The 16415-nt window shown below is 40.7% G+C and carries 15 protein-coding genes and 1 pseudogene; all 16 read left to right on the top strand.

What is annotated here, in order from left to right:
- Positions 1 to 39: 39 nt before the first annotated feature.
- The 16 genes and pseudogenes from BLP87_RS00780 (at position 40) to pyrH (ending at position 16385) form a co-directional block, all read left to right on the top strand.
- A complete protein-coding gene (locus tag BLP87_RS00780) occupies positions 40 to 1488 on the top strand; it encodes an NAD(P)/FAD-dependent oxidoreductase (protein WP_026666587.1) in 1449 nt (482 codons plus the stop codon).
- Positions 1485 to 2465 (top strand): annotated as a pseudogene (locus BLP87_RS00775) (NAD(P)/FAD-dependent oxidoreductase); the annotation flags it as partial. The gene BLP87_RS00780 and the pseudogene BLP87_RS00775, both read left to right, overlap by 4 nt.
- Before the next feature lie 139 nt (positions 2466 to 2604).
- Positions 2605 to 2808 (top strand): helix-turn-helix transcriptional regulator, encoded by a 204-nt coding sequence (locus BLP87_RS00770; protein WP_026666588.1) that lies wholly within the window; start codon positions 2605 to 2607, stop codon positions 2806 to 2808.
- A 49-nt stretch (positions 2809 to 2857) separates the two neighbouring features.
- Positions 2858 to 3649: a DUF3169 family protein gene (locus BLP87_RS00765; RefSeq protein ID WP_026666589.1), complete on the top strand. Its 792-nt coding sequence runs from the start codon at positions 2858 to 2860 to the stop codon at positions 3647 to 3649.
- 1 nt (position 3650) lies between these two features.
- Positions 3651 to 4520, top strand: coding sequence for a CPBP family intramembrane glutamic endopeptidase (locus BLP87_RS00760; protein WP_026666590.1), 870 nt, complete (start codon positions 3651 to 3653; stop codon positions 4518 to 4520).
- A gap of 31 nt (positions 4521 to 4551) precedes the next feature.
- Positions 4552 to 5322 (top strand): ABC transporter ATP-binding protein, encoded by a 771-nt coding sequence (locus BLP87_RS00755; protein ID WP_026666591.1) that lies wholly within the window; start codon positions 4552 to 4554, stop codon positions 5320 to 5322.
- A complete protein-coding gene (locus BLP87_RS00750) occupies positions 5315 to 7393 on the top strand; it encodes an ABC transporter permease subunit/CPBP intramembrane protease (RefSeq protein ID WP_026666592.1) in 2079 nt (692 codons plus the stop codon). Before BLP87_RS00755 ends, BLP87_RS00750 begins: the two co-directional genes overlap by 8 nt.
- Positions 7394 to 7524: 131 nt before the next feature.
- Positions 7525 to 8988, top strand: coding sequence for a methyl-accepting chemotaxis protein (locus BLP87_RS00745; protein WP_074461013.1), 1464 nt, complete (start codon positions 7525 to 7527; stop codon positions 8986 to 8988).
- Positions 8989 to 9105: 117 nt separating this feature from the next.
- Positions 9106 to 9471, top strand: a complete 366-nt coding sequence (locus BLP87_RS00740) for a DUF1667 domain-containing protein (RefSeq protein WP_074461012.1) — start codon at positions 9106 to 9108, stop codon at positions 9469 to 9471.
- A gap of 51 nt (positions 9472 to 9522) precedes the next feature.
- On the top strand, positions 9523 to 10041 hold the full coding sequence (locus BLP87_RS00735; protein WP_026666595.1) for a cysteine hydrolase family protein: 519 nt from the start codon (positions 9523 to 9525) through the stop codon (positions 10039 to 10041).
- 163 nt (positions 10042 to 10204) lie between these two features.
- Positions 10205 to 11641 (top strand): 2-isopropylmalate synthase, encoded by a 1437-nt coding sequence (locus BLP87_RS00730; RefSeq protein WP_074461011.1) that lies wholly within the window; start codon positions 10205 to 10207, stop codon positions 11639 to 11641.
- An 11-nt stretch (positions 11642 to 11652) separates the two neighbouring features.
- Positions 11653 to 12333 carry a GntR family transcriptional regulator gene (locus tag BLP87_RS00725; RefSeq protein ID WP_074461164.1) on the top strand — a complete coding sequence of 227 codons (681 nt, stop codon included), beginning with the start codon at positions 11653 to 11655 and terminating at the stop codon, positions 12331 to 12333.
- Between the two features lie 25 nt (positions 12334 to 12358).
- A complete protein-coding gene (locus tag BLP87_RS00720) occupies positions 12359 to 13564 on the top strand; it encodes an NADP-dependent isocitrate dehydrogenase (RefSeq protein ID WP_074461010.1) in 1206 nt (401 codons plus the stop codon).
- Positions 13565 to 13679: 115 nt separating this feature from the next.
- On the top strand, positions 13680 to 14639 hold the full coding sequence (locus BLP87_RS00715; protein WP_074461009.1) for a polysaccharide deacetylase family protein: 960 nt from the start codon (positions 13680 to 13682) through the stop codon (positions 14637 to 14639).
- A gap of 36 nt (positions 14640 to 14675) precedes the next feature.
- Positions 14676 to 15668: a polymer-forming cytoskeletal protein gene (locus tag BLP87_RS00710; RefSeq protein ID WP_026666600.1), complete on the top strand. Its 993-nt coding sequence runs from the start codon at positions 14676 to 14678 to the stop codon at positions 15666 to 15668.
- 24 nt (positions 15669 to 15692) lie between these two features.
- A complete protein-coding gene (gene pyrH, locus BLP87_RS00705; protein ID WP_034468240.1) occupies positions 15693 to 16385 on the top strand; it encodes a UMP kinase in 693 nt (230 codons plus the stop codon).
- Positions 16386 to 16415: the final 30 nt, after the last annotated feature.

The following is a 16415-nucleotide window of genomic DNA, read 5'->3' as shown; positions in this document are numbered from 1 at the left end:
GCGTTAAACATATTATCGTAGGCAAAAAGGAGAATGGTTATGTACGACGTGGTGATAATCGGCGCAGGAGTTACGGGGGCAGCAGTTGCATGGAAACTTGCAAAATATGATATTAAGACTTGCGTTTTAGAAAAATGCAGTGATGTTTGCGAAGGTACATCAAAAGCAAATTCGGCTATCATACATGCCGGATATGATGCTGAGACAGGCTCATTAAAGGCAAAGCTCAATATTAGGGGCAATGAGATGATGGATGAGCTGTGCAAAGATCTTGATATTCCTTTTAAAAGAATCGGCTCACTTGTTGTGTGCCTTCATAAAGACGCACTTTCCGGGCTAGACGACCTCTACGAAAGAGGCGTAAGAAACGGAGTTAAGGGGCTCAAGATCCTTACGGGAGAAGAAGCTCTTTTTATGGAACCAAATCTTTCCGAAGATACGCAGGGAGCTCTTTTTGCCCCAAGTGCAGGTATCATCTGCCCGTTTGAACTTAATATCGGGATGGCGGAAATTGCGGCAATGAACGGGACGGAGTTTAGGCTGAACACGGAAGTTAAAGATATCAGGAAGCAGGATGACGGCAGTTTTAAGATTTTTACCGATAACGGAGAATTTGACGCGAGATATGTTGTAAATGCGGCGGGAGTGTATGCTGACGTTATCCATAACATGGTAAGTTCAAAGAAAATCCATATAACACAGAGGCGAGGAGATTATTGTCTTCTTGATAAGCAGGCGGGAAAACATGTAAGTCATGTTATTTTCCCGCAGCCGACAGGGCTTGGAAAAGGAGTGCTTGTCGCACCTACCGTTCACGGTAATCTTATTGTCGGTCCGACAGCCGTTGATACGGAGGATAAGGAGGAAACAGCAACGACAGCTTTGGGCATTGATGAACTTACCAAAAAAGCGGGCGATAATGTGAAAAATATACCGCTTAATAAGGTTATAACCTCTTTTGCGGGGCTTCGTGCGCATGAGGACAATAATGACTTTATAATCGAAGAAGTTTGCGATGTTCCGGGATTTATAGACTGCGCAGGGATAGAATCTCCGGGACTTACAAGTTGTCCCGCAATAGGTGAGATGGTCTGTGATATTTTGAATGATCGCATGAATTTACGGGAGAAAGAAAATGTCATAACAAAGAGAAGAGCTGTCAGAAGTACGGCGGGGCTTTCCATAGAAGAGGTGAATGAACTTATAAAAGAAAATCCCGCTTACGGAAATGTTATATGCAGGTGCGAATCGGTGACGGAGGGCGAGATACTTGATGCGATCCACAGGCCTCTCGGCGCAACGACGCTTGACGGAATAAAGAGAAGGACAAGAGCCGGAATGGGAAGATGTCAGGCAGGCTTTTGTATGCCGAGGACCATGGAGATACTCGCAAGAGAACTTGGGCTTTCATATGAAGATATTACAAAGTCCGGAGGGGGCTCGAACATAGTTGTAACGAGAACCAAAGGGGAGGTGAAAAGACCATGAAGTCATACGATATAGTTATCATCGGAGGCGGACCTGCAGGTCTCGCGGCAGCTATAGCCGCCAAAGAAGCGGGAAATGACAAAGTTCTTATTCTTGAGAGGGACAAAGAACTTGGAGGCATCTTAAATCAGTGCATTCACAACGGATTCGGTCTTCATACCTTTAAGGAGGAACTGACAGGCCCCGAGTATGCCGACAGGTTCATAAAGAAAGTTTTTGAACATGGTATAGACTATAAACTTGAAACCATGGTGATGAATATAGGTCGTGACAGGACTGTAACTGCCATGAACAGGGAAGACGGCATGTTTACTATACCTGCAAAGGCGGTCGTTCTGGCCATGGGATGCAGGGAGAGGGCAAGAGGAGCGCTTAATATACCCGGTTACCGCCCTGCCGGGATTTTTACGGCAGGTTGTGCGCAACGACTTATAAATATTGAAGGATATATGCCGGGAAAAGAAGTGGTCATCCTTGGCTCGGGAGATATAGGCCTTATCATGGCAAGAAGAATGACACTTGAAGGAGCCAAAGTCAAACTTGTTGCGGAACTTATGCCATATTCGGGCGGGCTTAAGAGAAATATAGTGCAGTGTCTTGATGATTATGGGATTCCGCTTTTACTTTCTCATACAGTTGTTGATATTGAGGGAAAAGAACATATCAAGGCGGTTACTGTAGCAGAAGTCGGGGCTGACAGAAAACCGATTCCCGGAACGGAAGAAAGATATACTTGTGATACGCTTCTTTTGTCATGCGGACTTATACCTGAAAATGAGCTGTCTGTCGCTGCGGGAATAGAGATTGATCCTGCTACCGGCGGTCCTGTTGTTAATGAGCTTCTTGAGACAAGTATCCCCGGAATCTTTGCATGTGGAAATGTGCTTCATGTACATGATCTTGTCGATCATGTTTCGGAAGAAGCGATGAGAGCCGGACAAAATGCAGTCAAATATATAAATGCAGAATCTAAAGACTATTAAATAACACACAAATAATACCTCATGGAAAGGGTTGACAAGAATTCTTGTTATGGGGTATTATTTGTATAAGTTGACAACAATACTTGTCAAAATGATAATGATAGTTGTCATATGGAAGGGAGCAAATTAATCTATGCCATTAAAGAACCATCTCAAAGAGTTGCGCGCGCGGCTGGGAGTAAACCAACAGGAGATGGGCGCACTTGTTGGAACCAGCAGGCAGACAATAAGTCAGATAGAGAGAGGTGATTATTCACCTTCCGTTACACTTGCGCTCAAGATAGCCAAGACATGCGGTGTAACTGTTGAAGAGGTCTTTGAGTATACTGAAGAATAATAGCAAAAGTTGATTGACATATGATGTATTCATATGCAGAGGGAAAGATATGCAGATTGATGATATGAAAAAAGATATAAGAATAGACAGCAATCGTAAGACAGTGCTTAAATTTATAGCTTTTATGCTTTTGGCTGTATTTATGGGATTTATTTTTGGAATTGTAATGGATAATGAAATAATCAAAGCGTGTTTTATTTCGGCTTACGATGTCTTAAGGCAATATGAATTACATTTTTATCTGGTATTAAATATCGTTATGTGCTCTTTATGCATAGGGTTATATGTAAAGAGTAAGATATTGGCGGAAAAGTGGGATGGTGTAGATGAGAATCAAATCGATAAGATTGATGTATACCTGGATATTGCCGGTTCGATTAATTGGTTTACATTGATTGCAGGAGTGATGCTTTGGGGGCTTAGTATAAGTAATATTAAGAGATGGGCAGATCCTAAAACAGCATGGATAATACATATGGTCTTGGTATTTTTTTGTATTGGATGGACATTTACCATGAGAGGGAAAATAATGTCGTTCAAACACAAGCTGGATTGTGAAGAAAAAATACATGTATTGGATTTGCATTTTGAGCGTAAATACTTTGAGAGCCGAGATGAGGGGCAGAAGATGATAATATATAGAGCAACTTATGATGCTCACAAGGGACTTCACTATATCTATGCAGTTTTGTTCTTTATAGCTATTACGTGTAAATTATTCTTTGGCACAGGAGATTTTCCCGTTGTTATTATATGTGTTGCATGGTTTATGGAAATGATGATTTATACAAAATCGGTATTTAAATATAAATATCAGGATAAAAAAGAAAGAGGGAGATAAAATGACAAACAAAACAGTTAACAAGAAAGAAGTATTTAAACTGATAGGGATATTGGTTATCATGATGGTCGTAGGATACGGTCTGAACATAGGTGTTGGGATAGTTGCGGCATATTTATCATATGCAGGTATAACTGTTCCGTTTATATTCTATTCGTTGGCACTTTATATTCCGATGATCGCGATCGCATTCTTATATGTGCGCAAGAAGGGCGATAATTTATGGAAGGAGTGCGGATTTAATAAGATTAAGACAAGTACGGTCTTTTTAACAATTCTTCTTACTGTAGTTTCTTATCCTATGGTCATGTTTACAAATGTTTTTTCGCAGCTTTTTGTCAATAATACAATGGCGCAGGCTACTGATGACCTGGTTGGAAATACGCCGGTGCTTTATATGATCGCAATAGCTCTTTTGGCTCCTGTATGCGAAGAGATTTTACTCAGAGGCTTTTTCCATAACAGATTAAAGAAGCTGGTTCCGTTTACCGCTGCGGCAATTCTGTCAGGCTTTTGGTTTGGAGTGTTTCATCTTAATCTTAACCAGTTTTGCTATGCATGGTTGTTGGGAGTTGTTTTTGCTTATGTGAACAGGGCAAGCGGAAGTATTTATACATCTATGATCATGCATGTTGTTATTAATTCTTTTGGCGGTATTATACTCTATTTTCAAAATATTTATTACAAGAGTCAGGGAAAAGACTTTGCAGAGGTTGCGGAGAGTGCAAGGGCGGACAGTAAACAGATGATCATAACTCTTGTTGTGACGGGAATTTTGTCTATAGGTTCTTTTTTCCTTACAAGACTTATCATCAAAGCTATTGCAAAGCGTGAAGGTACAAGTGCAGTTGAGGATAATGCCGCTGCTTAAAAAATTACATTCTTGAAGAAAAGGGGCAAATATGATCAGAGCAAAAAATCTTGTAAAAACTTTTACCAAAACAGTTCAAAAAAACAGGAAGATTGAATTTAATGCGGTTGACGATATCTCTTTTGAAGCGGAGAAAGGAGAAATAGTGGGGCTTCTTGGACCTAACGGTGCGGGAAAAACTACGCTTTTAAGGATGCTTGCGGGACTTATGGCTCCGACGGAAGGTGAGGTGTCTGTTATTGCGGGCGACGGAGAGACAGTCCGTGGTGAAAATCTTAAAAGACATATCGGTTATTTGTCTGCCAATACAAAGCTTTACGGTAGATTTTCGGCAAGAGAGATTCTAAAGTTTTACGGGCGTGTCTATGGTATGGAAGATGAAGCTATAGACAGGCGAACGGAAGAGATAATAAATGTTTTGGGAATGGAGAAGTTTGCGGACAACAGAATCGACAAGCTTTCCACGGGCCAGATGCAGAGAGCGTCCATTTCAAGGTGCCTTATCCATGATCCTGAAATATATATATTTGACGAGCCTACGCTTGGACTTGATATCCTCAGTTCCTCCGCGATCATTGATTTTATGAAGGCGGAAAAAGAGAAGGGAAAAACAGTTATATATTCAACGCATTACATGGAAGAAGCCGAGTATCTGTGCGACAGGATTGTTATGATAAACGAAGGAAAAATAGTATGTAATGATTCTTTCGATAATTTGAAGAAAGATACCGGATCACAGAATTTAAGAGAAGTGTTTAGAAAGCTTATAGAAAACAAGATGGAGAGTGCGGCTAATGAATAATAAGTGGAAGATTATTAAGACACTGTTTTTAAAAGAAGTATGTGATGTTCTCAGAGATAAAAAAGCGATTATGATGATGGTGTTTGTTCCTGTGATCGTTTATCCGCTTATCATGGTTGTTTCTATGGCGATAGCAAGCATGGTTGACGGAAATAATGATAGAGTATACGACATTGTCGTATATAATGAGAGTTCAAGATTTGATGCAGAGAATCTTGAAAATGTGTTAAAGGAAAATGCTGTAGAGAAAAATGAAGAAGACGGAAGTGAAGAACAGCTTTACAGCATAAATTATGAAATTTCAGATAAAAAGATAAGTGAAGAGGAATGCAAAAATAAGATCGATGATAAAGAATTTGATGCATATATCGAGATAACCGATATAGATGAAAAAATGGACGTTAAGGCTTTTTACATGGAATCCGTAAATGAGTCATCGGATGCTATGGATAAGGTGAGAAAAGCCGTGGACAGCATTTCGGATGATATTGTCCAAAAAAATGTAGAGAATGCAGGGCTTGATACAAACAGCTTTTTGAATCCGATTTCTTTTGAGAAGAGCGGACTGTCGAGTGATGAGCAGATGGCGGGGATGCTCATGGGAATGATCTTGCCCATGATGATCATTCTATCAATACTTATAAGTGTTATGCATCCAAGTATAGATCTGACTGCCGGAGAAAAAGAGAGAGGAACGCTTGAGACGCTTTTGATGCTGCCTGTTTCGGGTAAGTATATAGTTTTGTCAAAAACTCTTACGGCGGCAATGTGCGGAGTGGTTACGGCAATTCTTAATATATTGTCTATGTCCGCTGTTTTCATTATTTTTATTGAACAGTCAAAAATAGCAGGAATGATGGGCGGATTCAATATTGAGTTTTCTTCTTTTATTTCGGCAATGCTGATTACGTTTCCCGTTATAATCGTAACTGCATTGTTTATGAGCGCAATTTTCATGTGCTTTACATGTTTTGCCAAGTCATACAAGGAAGCGAACAGTTATATGTCGCCCGTAATGATCGTACTGATGTTTCTTGGTTATGGTTCGATGTCACCTACCGTTGAACTTAATCAATATATTGCGATTGTTCCGGTACTCAATGTATCGGTTTTGATTAGAGATGCACTTAATTTTAAACTTGATTATTCAATGTTTCTATTGGTTTTATGCAGTATGGTACTGTATTCGGTATTGGCGATACTGTTTCTTTCAAAAGCTTATAACAGCGAGAATCTTTTGTTTGGAGATGGGAAAAATGCAATTTCTCTTTTTGAAAAGAGAAGTAACATAAAGAAAGGTATGCCTGTTACAATCGGTGATCTGTGCTTTATATTTCCTGTTGTTATATTGATATATTTCTTGCTCGGGGCATTGATTCAAGCAAAGTATGAACTTGTGGGAATGCCTTTAAGTCAGTTTCTGATACTGGTCGGAATACCTGTTGCGTTTTTTGTATATGCAAAGAAAGACCTTAAGAAGGTATATTCCTTTAACAAGTGTAGTCCTCTTAGTTTGGTGGGAGGAGTTCTTACCGGAATCGGCGGATTCTTAATAGCGTCGATTCTTGGAGATGCTATTATGAAGGTGACAGGAATAACGGTGAATGAAAGGCTTGTCGATACATTTATGAAATTCTATTCGCAAAATGTTATTCTTGTAACCGTTTGTGTGGCTCTTACACCGGCAATAGCGGAAGAAATGTTTTTTAGAGGAGTATTGTTTAGCGCATTAAAAGATAAATTAAAACCTGTTTATTCGGTTCTTATCGTGTCTGTATTATTCGGATTGTTCCATATGGATCTCATTAAGTTCTTTACAACAGGAGCTTTGGGAGCGATATTGTGCCTTTTGACATACTATGGCGGAAGCATATTCCCTTCAATGTTTGCACATTTTACAATAAACTTTGTCTCGATTATTTTGACAAAATATGCGACAGAGCAGATGGCTCAATCGCTCAATAATCCTGTCTTTGGAATTGTGGGAGTTGCTGCGGTGGCAGTCGGATTGTTTATCGTAAAAAATTCAAACAAGAAAATTGTGGAAGTGGTAAGCGCCGCGGAAACATGATAGCATCAGGTGTGATGCATAAGTTCTTTTTATAATAATTTAATATTCGCAATAACGTTATCCAAATCCCTTTCATGATACAATTTTAGTGTGTTAAAAACAATGAGATTGTATGTGAAAGGGATGTTTTTATGAATTCAGAACAGTATAAGAGAGCCAATAATAACAGTTTTTACGTAACAATCATCATCATATTGAGCGGACTTTTGCTCACAGTTTTTTCTTTGTTTCAATACGGGGCGACCATAGGCAGAATATCAATTATCATCGATGCCTTCTTTTGCGCGGGAATATGTGCGTTGGGAAATTTTAAGTATCCTTATGAAAAGAAGGGCTCCATAATGATAATGGGCGGAGCGACCATATTTTATTTTGTGATACTGATCGCGGAGGAGTCGCTGATATACTTTGCGTTCGGCCTTCCGATACTTATCTGCAGTATTATTTATTTGAATGTCCGTCTTTGTAAATTCGGAATTAGTGCAATAATAGTTTCTTTTATTATCACATGTATAAAAAATACCGTGGTAACAGGCAAGTTCAATCTTGAGCTGATTCCTGCAGCAATCACGTTGGGACTTGCATTTATCGCATGCTTATGCACGGTTACTCTTCTTACAATGTTCAATGAAGAAAACAATGCCAAGATTACCAAGAATGCCGAAAAAACTCTTGAAACAGGTAATTCAATGGCAGAAATCGCAAATGCGATCACGGAGCTTTTTAATAAATCACAAGGCGATATGGTTGATCTTCAGAATATCATGGATGCCCAGCATGCGGGAATGCAGGATATTGCAAGCAGTATGGAGAGTACGGCACAGTCCGTGACCACACAGGCGCAGAAAGTTCAGCAGATTCAGGAAGAAACCGAGACTACAGAAATGCACAGAAAAGAGATGACGGAAGCGTCCGAGAGCACACAGAAGACTGTTAAGGAGGGCGTACAGGTCATTTCCGAGTTAAAAGAAAAATCAGCCAATGTAGAAAATGCAAGTAAGATCACAGTTGAAGCCACTCAGGCAGTTATCAACAAGGTTCAGGAAGTGCAAAAAATCGTCGGATCCATCATGTCTATTTCGAAGCAAACAAACCTGCTTGCGCTTAATGCGAGCATAGAAGCGGCAAGAGCGGGAGATGCCGGTAAAGGATTTGCGGTTGTTGCAAATGATGTTCGTGAACTCGCTGAAGAGACAAATACGGCCTCAAACGAGATAAAAGGCATTATCACCGAGCTTGTGGAAGATGTGCAGAAAGCAATGGCAAGTATTGACGATACGGTAAAAAGTGTTGCCGAGCAAAACGAAATGATAGGGACAGTCGGAGAAAACTTCGATAGCATCAATGTAAACGTAACAGAGATGCTTTCAAGATTTAAAGAAATTGGCGAAGGAATGAAATCAATCGCGGCCTCTACCACTGAGATCAACGATTCCATCTCTAATCTGTCCGCAACCAGTGAAGAAGTTGCTTCTCTTTCCAATCAGGGTGTTAAATCTTCGGATGATGCTGTAGAGAAATTTGATGAGTTTAAAGGAATCCTCGGTGAAATATTCATGCAGGCAAACAAGCTCAAAGACATGCAGACGGATTAAAATTTTGAATATAAGATTACTTTTTTCTATTGACGCTTCCTTGTATAATAAATGCAGGGAGGCGTTTCTGATTGGACAGATAATTTTATTCATTCAAAGAACACGGAGGCTATGACTATGGAGAACAGAGAACTTACATGTATAGGTTGTCCGAATGGATGCTTGCTTTCGGTTACTATTGAAAACGGAGAGGTTATATCGGTATCCGGGAATACCTGTCCAAAAGGCGATATTTATGCGAGGAAAGAAGTTGTAAATCCCACAAGGATAGTTACAAGCACCGTTAAGGTTACCGGAAGCGACAAGAGCAGAGTTTCCGTTAAGACAAAAAGCGATATTCCAAAGGATAAGATTTTTGCCGTTATGGATGAGATTAATAAAAGTTGTGTTAATGCCCCTGTTTCGATCGGAGATGTTATAATAAAAAATATCGCGGGGACCGGAAGCGATATCATCGCTACCGCAAGAGCCGAAAAAGTCTGATTTAGTTCTTTTTTGGCATACGAAAGTAATTAAGGAAAGAGGAAAAGAAATATGAGAAAAATACTCGTTGTTGTTGACATGCAAAAAGATTTTGTTGATGGAGCACTTGGAACAAAGGAGGCGGTTGCCATTGTTCCTGCTGTTGTTGAGAAAATAAGGAAATATGATAAAAAAGATATCTTTGTAACAAGAGACACTCATCAGGAGAACTACATGGACACTCAGGAGGGAAAGAATCTTCCCGTGGTTCACTGTGTTGAAAATACAGAAGGATGGGAACTTGATAAGACCGTTGCCGCAGAAGTGGAAGGCGCTACATTCATTAATAAGCCTACATTCGGCTCTGTAGAACTTGCAAAGGCCATCAAAGATATATATGAAAAAGAAGAGATTGAAGTTGAGCTTATCGGACTTTGCACAGACATATGCGTTGTTTCTAATGCTCTTTTACTTAAGGCAAACATGCCTGAGCTTAAGATCAGTGTAGATAAGGATTGCTGCGCAGGCGTTACTGTAGAAAAGCATCTTGCGGCTCTTGAGACTATGCGTTCTTGCCAGATTTACTGCTGATAAGAGTTGAAAAAAATCTAATATCTGTAAAGGTTTAAAACAATACCCTTGGCTACTGCAGCTAAGGGTTTTTTGTTGAGATACGCGCCTTGACACACCTCGTATGATTGTATACAATTATACGAGGTTAGCTATTGTACATATGAGAGAGGTTTACTTTACTATGAACGATACAAGTGCATTTCAGAACAGACCGGTGACCATGAATGACAAGAATAACCTGCTCCAGATCGAGGAGCATATGTATATTCTTGATGACGTGGAGAAGCCAAACGTTTTCAGAAATATGTTTCCTTATGAGGAAATTCCGAAGATTCCTTTTAATGACAGGATTGTTCCCCATAATATGCCTAAGGACATATGGATAACGGATACTACATTCCGTGACGGACAGCAGTCAAGAGCTCCGTATACAACTGAGCAGATCGTTACCATATATGACAAGCTTCATGAGCTTGGCGGCCCGAACGGCATGATCAGACAGAGTGAGTTCTTTTTATACAGTAAGAGCGACCGCGATGCGGCATATAAGTGTATGGAAAGAGGTTACAAATTCCCTGAAGTTACCAGCTGGATCAGAGCTAGTGAAGAAGATTTCAAACTTGTAAAAGAGATGGGAATGAAGGAAACAGGTATTCTCGTTTCCTGCTCGGATTATCACATTTTCTTAAAACTTAAGATGACAAGGAGACAGGCACTCGATCATTATCTCAGTGTAATAAGATCCTGTCTTGAGGCGGGAATCAGCCCCAGATGCCATCTTGAAGATATCACAAGAGCAGATATTTACGGATTTGTTGTTCCGTTCTGCGTAGAGCTTATGAAGCTCAAGGAAGAATACGGAATCCCCGTTAAGATCCGTGCATGTGATACAATGGGATACGGAGTTAACTTCTCCGGTGCGGTTATTCCCAGAAGTGTACAGGGCATAATTTATGCGATAAATACAAACGCAGGTGTTCCGTGTGAACTTATCGAGTGGCACGGACACAACGATTTCTATAAAGCTGTTACCAATTCAACGACAGCGTGGCTTTATGGCTGTTCTTCAGTCAATACTTCTCTTTTCGGAATCGGTGAGAGAACAGGTAATACGCCTCTTGAAGCTATGGTATTTGAGTACGCACAGCTCAAGGGAACGCTTAACGGCATGAATACTCAGGTTATTACCGAACTTGCCGAGTATTATGAGAAAGAAATAGGATTTACGGTTCCCGCAAATACACCTTTTGTTGGAAAGAATTTCAATGTGACAAGGGCAGGTATCCATGCGGACGGTCTTCTTAAAAATGAGGAAATTTACAATATCTTCGATACGGATAAGTTCCTTAACAGACCTCCTGTAAGTGCTGTTTCCAATACATCCGGCCTTGCGGGCATCGCACATTGGATGAATGTACATTACAAACTCAAGGAAGAACACGCTCTTTCCAAGAATTCACCTATTGTTACCAAGATAAAAGCATGGGTTGACGGCGAATACGCAGGCGGAAGAGTAACCGTTATGACGGACGATGAGCTTGTAAGAGAGATAGAGAAGGTTAGTGCCGAACTTGGCATTGAGATCAGAGATGGAGAAGTTATCGAAATCTCTAAATGATGAGGGAAAATATGGAAAATCAAGACTTAAAACATGAAGTTACAGACAAATATTCCCTGAGAGGAAGAGTTTTTCATAGAATCCGTGAAGATATCTTAAATGGCAAATATAAGGATCACGAGGAGCTCAAAGAAGTCGCCATCGGTCAGGAACTTGGAGTCAGCAGAACTCCGGTAAGAGAGGCGTTCAGACAGCTTGAACTTGAAGGTCTTATTCAGATTATCCCCAACAGGGGCGCTTATGTCACCGGAATAAAGGTTAAAGACATAAAAGATATTTATATGATAAGATCAAAGCTTGAAGGACTCTGCGCAAGATGGGCCTGCGAAAATATCTCAAAAGAGCAACTTGAGGAAATGGAAGAGAACATATATCTTGCCGAGTTCCATGCCGCAAGAGGCCATATGGAGCAGATGGCGGAACTTGATAACCGTTTCCACAATATTTTATATGAAGCATGCAATTCAAAGATGCTTGAGCATCTTCTTAAGGATTACCACCAGTATGTATGGAGAGTCAGACAGAAGACTCTTTCAAGCAGCAGAGGTGCGGTTTCCAATGTTGAGCACAAATATATAATGGAAGCCATCAAGGAGAACAATCCGGATAAAGCGGAGGAACTTGCAAACCAGCATATGATCAACGCATATGAAAATATGGTGGACAAGGGACTTCTTGAAATGTTTGAATAAAAATAATTTGAAAGGAAAGGCGAATATGGCAAAAATACAGATGACTACCCCCATCGTTGAGATGGACGGCGATGAGATGACCAGAGTTTTATGGAAGATGATAAAGGATAAGCTCATTCTTCCTTATATCGATCTTAAGAGCGAGTATTACGATCTTGGACTTGAATATAGAGATGAGACTGACGACCGGGTAACGGTTGACAGTGCAAATGCAACACTTAAGTACGGTGTTGCCGTTAAGTGCGCTACAATTACTCCCAATAATGAGAGAATGACTGAGTACAAGCTCAAGAAGATGTGGAAGAGCCCTAACGGAACAATCAGAGCCATTCTTGACGGAACCGTTTTCCGTACACCCATCATGGTTAAGGGAATCGAGCCAAACGTAAGAACATGGGAGCAGCCTATCACACTTGCAAGACATGCATACGGTGATGTTTACAAGAATGTTGAGATCAGAGTTCCCGGTGCAGGTAAGGCAGAACTTGTATTTACTGGTGCCGACGGAAAAGAGATAAGAGAGACCATCCATGAGTTCGACGAGCCCGGAATCATTCAGGGTATTCACAACAAGGATGCCTCAATCAGAAGCTTTGCAAGAGCCTGCTTTAAGTATGCGCTTGCAGAGAAGAAAGAACTTTGGCTCGGAACAAAAGATACCATCAGTAAGACCTATGACAGAAGATTCAGAGAAATTTTTGATGAGATCTTTGAAAAGGAGTTTAAGGCTGACTTTGAAAAGGCCGGCATTACATATTTCTACACACTTATAGATGATGCGGTTGCCCGTGTTATGAAGTCAAAGGGCGGATTTATCTGGGCATGCAAGAACTACGACGGAGACGTTATGAGTGATATGGTTTCATCTGCATTCGGATCACTTGCAATGATGACATCTGTTCTTGTATCACCTACAGGTGTTTATGAATATGAGGCTGCTCATGGAACGGTTCAGAGACATTATTACAAGTATTTAAAGGGTGAGCCTACATCAACAAACCCTGTAGCAACTATTTTTGCATGGACAGGTGCTCTTCGTAAGAGAGGAGAACTTGACGGCATTTCAGAGCTTATGGCCTGGGCTGATAAGATGGAGAAGGCAACGCTTTCCGTTATCGAATCAGGACGTATGACGGGAGATCTTGCTCTTATAACATCTCTTCCAAATCCTGTTAAACTTGGAAGCGAAGAATTTCTTGATGCCATTGCCGAAGAATTTAATAAAATATGATAGCAAAGAGCCTTTCATCTGTTGGAAGGCTCTTATTTTTCTCTTTTTGCCGCGGCGTTTATATGCTATACTATTCACTGGTTATACATTTACGGTATGAAAGAGACACACACGGATGTTGGATAGGAGTCGTAAGAATAAAGTATATAGTAAAAAGATAAAGCGTCTTCGCAGGGGCATTGTGATAACCGTTGTAGCGGCGTGTCTTATTCCCACATGTATCTGTGTTATTCTTTCCGTGAGGTATGACAGGTTAAATGCCAAGTATAAGCAGAGCACTGCGGATCTTGAATGGTACAGACAGAGGTATGGAAGCGAACTTTCGATTCTTTCTGCCGTGCAACCGGATACGGAAGCGGAAACAGATAACGTTCCGGATGCCGAGGCGGGTGGATTTGAGCAGGATTATTCCGATGTCGATACCAGCGGAGCTCTTAATCCCGAGGATATCGAGGGTACGAGATATGTATATCTTACTTTCGATGACGGTCCGAGTATTTATACCGAAGAGATATTGGATATTTTAAAAGAGAATGATGTAAAGGCCACTTTTTTTGTGTGCGGGAAACCCGATGCCAAGTATGTCGATGCTTATAAGAGGATAGTCGATGAAGGACATACGCTGGGGATGCATTCCTACAGCCACAAATATGCTGAGATTTACTCATCCCTGGATTCATTTAAAGAGGATTTTGACAAACTAAGAATATTTTTATACCAGACTACGGGTGTCTGGGCCAAGTATTACAGATTTCCCGGAGGAAGTTCCAATGCTGTCAGCAAGGTTGACATCAAGGAGCTTGAGGACTTTTTGGAAGGAACCGACGCAACTTTCTATGACTGGAATATTTCTGCGAAAGATGACAAAGCGGGCAACACCAAAGAGTCGATTTATGCTAATATAGTAGATAATGTTCCCAAATTTAAACACTGCATCGTGTTAATGCATGACGCTGCAGACAAGCGTAGTACCGTTGACGCTTTGCCTGATATCATAAGAGATATCAAGGCTATGGATGATACCGTGATAGTTCCGATAACAGATAATACGTTACCGGTTCAACATATCAAATAAAAGTATTAACAAGAAAAAGTGAACGGAGGAGAAACAATGGGATTTTTTTCTGAGCTAAAGAGCGATTTATCCCAAGCAGTTAACACACTCATGCCTGATGATAAGGCCGATGAGACAAGGGTTCTTGATAAGGAAAGTGTTGATGGGGAAACTGTCAGAGCTCAAGACGTGGATCTTGACAGTATGCTTGATCGTCTTGATGAAATCAAGCTTGATGATGTGGTGAACGAGGAAGAGAGTTTATCTGAAGAGTCGGAGCAGACTCTTGATAATTCTGAAAATACGGGAGCAGAGACTGAAGAAGAGAATTTCAATGTTGAAACTTCCGATAAAGAAAATTTAAATGAAGGGGCTTCTGAGGAACAGACTGAAGAGATAAGTGAAGAGCGTGCGCTTGAACAGCTTATCGAAGCACAGACGGCGTCAGAGGTAAAAGAGGGTGAGCCGATGAGCGCGCTTGAGGCTATTAATGATTCTAATATCGATGAGTACATTGCAGAGAGCAATGCTACAGATAAAAATACTATTAACGGGGGAGAAGAAACTATGGAATTTGATCAGCAGACACCTACAGATGAAACTGCCAGCATTACAGAAGGAATGATACTTACAGGAGATTTGCAGACAACAGGATCTCTTGATCTTATCGGTAAGATCAACGGTAATGTTAAGTGCCTCGGCAAACTCAATGTTACAGGTGAGATCGTAGGTGATTCGGATGCGGCAGAGATTTATGCCGAGTCGGCAAGAATCACAGGTGAGGTTAAGAGTAAAGGCAGTGTAAAGGTTGGACAGAGCACTGTTATCGTAGGAAACATCTTTGGTTCAAGCGCAGTTATCGCAGGAGCTGTAAAGGGTGATATCGACGTGCATGGACCTGTTGTTCTTGATACAACAGCCATCGTTATGGGTAATATCAAGTCTCAGTCAGTGCAGATCAATAACGGTGCTGTTATTGAAGGTATGTGCTCACAGGCATATGCTGATGTAAATCCTTCAGAGTTCTTCGAGGGACTTAAAAACAGATAAGTAGTATAAGTATTTGGAGAGATTATGAGAATATTATTAAAACTAAGTGGTGAAGCACTCGCAGGTGACAAGAAGACAGGATTTGACGAGGAAACTGTCAGAAAGGTTGCTCTTCAGGTTAAAGAACTTACCGAGAAAGGAACCGAGGTTGGAATTGTTATCGGAGGCGGTAATTTCTGGAGAGGAAGAACCAGCGAAAATATCGACCGTGTAAAAGCGGATCAGATAGGAATGCTTGCAACCATAATGAACTGCATCTATGTTTCTGAGATTTTCAGAAGTGAAGGAATGATGACAAATATACTTACTCCTTTTGAGTGCGGCTCATTTACCAAGCTCTTTTCCAAAGACAGAGCTAATAAGTATTTTGCTAAGGGAATGGTTGTATTTTTTGCGGGAGGTACGGGACATCCTTATTTCTCAACAGATACGGGAGTTGCTCTTCGCGCAATAGAGGTAGAGGCTGATTGCATCTTGCTTGCAAAAGCCATTGACGGTGTATATGACAGCGATCCTGCCACAAATCCCGATGCAAAGAAATATACTGAGGTTTCTATCGACGAAGTTATTGCCAAGAACTTGCAGGTTGTTGATATGACAGCTTCAATAATGGTAAGAGATAACAAGATTCCTATGAGAGTATTTGCTCTTCAAGAGGAAAAAAGCATTGTAAACGCCGCCAACGGCAACTTTAACGGCACGACTGTTACTGTTTGACGTTTTGGGTACTGAAATAACGGAGGCATA

This window comes from Butyrivibrio hungatei (assembly GCF_900101605.1).
Taxonomy (GTDB): domain Bacteria; phylum Bacillota; class Clostridia; order Lachnospirales; family Lachnospiraceae; genus Butyrivibrio; species Butyrivibrio hungatei_B.
The sequence above is the reverse complement of the archived record's forward strand: the minus strand, read 5'-3'. Positions and strand labels throughout refer to the sequence as shown.